Origin of the sequence: Clostridium sp. TF06-15AC, from assembly GCF_003481165.1 — a bacterium.
In the GTDB taxonomy this organism is placed as follows: domain Bacteria; phylum Bacillota; class Clostridia; order Lachnospirales; family Lachnospiraceae; genus Otoolea; species Otoolea fessa.
In genome coordinates, this window is record NZ_QUKS01000002.1 from 1 (window position 1) to 450 (window position 450).

Sequence of the window (450 nt, forward strand, 5' to 3'; positions counted from 1 at the left end):
GAACTTTGTATCAGATTTTCAATATGCAGTTTTCAAGGTACATACTTGACTGATTTTATCAGTCATTCCTAAGCTTGATAAACTCAAACTCACGAATGACTCATAAAAAAGTCATACCCTTTCGGGTTAAATGGGCTTAAGTGGACTCGAACCACCGACCTCACGCTTATCAGGCGTGCGCTCTAACCGGCTGAGCTATAAGCCCATTTGGAATCCGGCATCCACCTGCTTTCCCATGCCGTCTCCAGCATAGTATCATCGGCCGCTTAGGTCTTAACCATCGTGTTCGGGATGGGAACGGGTGTGTCCCCTAAGCGCATCGACACCGGAAATTTTTCATTTCCTGGATTTCAATCTTTAATTGTCATCCTCGAAAACTCAACAGTATATAAAACCCTTACTTCTTCTTCCTTAGAAAGGAGGTGATCCAGCCGCACCTTCCGATACGGC

At 45.1% G+C, this 450-nt stretch carries 1 tRNA gene and 1 rRNA gene; both read right to left on the reverse strand.

Features of this window, described 5'->3' with window-relative positions:
* Positions 1 to 131: 131 nt before the first annotated feature.
* Positions 132 to 205: transfer RNA gene (locus DXC57_RS04280), tRNA-Ile, on the reverse strand.
* Positions 206 to 212: 7 nt separating this feature from the next.
* A 5S ribosomal RNA gene (gene rrf / locus DXC57_RS04285) occupies positions 213 to 330 on the reverse strand.
* Between the last annotated feature and the right edge of the window lie 120 nt (positions 331 to 450).